This window comes from Vibrio sp. 779(2023) (assembly GCF_033344285.1).
GTDB lineage: Bacteria > Pseudomonadota > Gammaproteobacteria > Enterobacterales > Vibrionaceae > Vibrio > Vibrio alginolyticus.
The window spans coordinates 1-1,034 of the sequence record NZ_JAWPOM010000231.1 but is presented as its reverse complement, the minus strand read 5'-3'; the positions used below and the strand labels follow the sequence as shown (position 1 = coordinate 1,034).

Sequence of the window (1,034 nt, the reverse complement as noted above, 5' to 3'; positions counted from 1 at the left end):
TGGAAAGGCACTGTAACACGCGAGCAGTTCGAAGACCTGATTCGCCCACTCGTGAAGAAAACTCTGATGTCTTGTCGTCGTGCACTGAAAGATGCTGACGTAGAAGCGGAGGAAGTACTTGAAGTGGTGATGGTTGGTGGCTCAACTCGTACCTTGCTTGTCCGTGAAATGGTAGGCGAATTCTTTGGCCGCACACCACTCACTAGCATCAACCCTGATGAAGTGGTGGCTATTGGTGCGGGTATCCAAGCAGATATTCTTGCTGGTAACAAGCCTGACTCTGAAATGCTGCTGCTTGACGTGATTCCATTATCATTGGGTATTGAAACCATGGGTGGGTTGGTTGAGAAAATCATTCCGCGCAACACCACGATTCCTGTTGCTCGCGCGCAAGAGTTTACCACCTTCAAAGATGGTCAAACGGCGATGAGCGTGCACGTTGTGCAAGGTGAGCGCGAGATGGTGGATGATTGTCGTTCACTTGCGCGTTTCTCACTAAAAGGTATTCCTCCTATGGCGGCAGGTGCTGCGCACATCCGAGTGACGTACCAAGTTGATGCTGACGGTTTACTATCTGTGACTGCAATGGAAAAGAGCACTGGTGTTCAGTCCGAAATTCAAGTGAAACCTTCTTACGGTTTAAGCGATAACGAAGTTGCGAACATGCTGCGTGATTCGATGACTCACGCCAAAGAAGACATGCAAGCTCGTGCGTTAGCTGAACAACGCGTTGAAGCCGACCGGGTGATTGAAGGTTTGATCGCTGCAATGCAAGCTGATGGTGATGAACTACTATCAGAGCAAGAAAAACAAGATCTATTAAAAGCCATTGAAGCACTGATTGAGCTGCGTAATGGTGATGATGCAAATGCCATTGAGCAAGGCATCAAAGATACAGACAAAGCTAGCCAAGACTTTGCGTCACGCCGTATGGATAAATCGATTCGAGCTGCGTTGTCAGGTCAATCAGTAGACGATATATAAGAGAAAGTAGTTATGCCTAAGATTATTGTATTACCACACGACGATTTGTG

General features: G+C 47.5%; 1 protein-coding gene. It reads left to right on the top strand.

The window, feature by feature from the left end; translation table 11 throughout:
* Positions 1 to 984, top strand: a 984-nt coding sequence (locus tag R8O70_RS26290; RefSeq protein ID WP_318184597.1) for an Hsp70 family protein, incomplete at its 5' end; no start/stop codon positions are given.
* Positions 985 to 1,034: the final 50 nt, after the last annotated feature.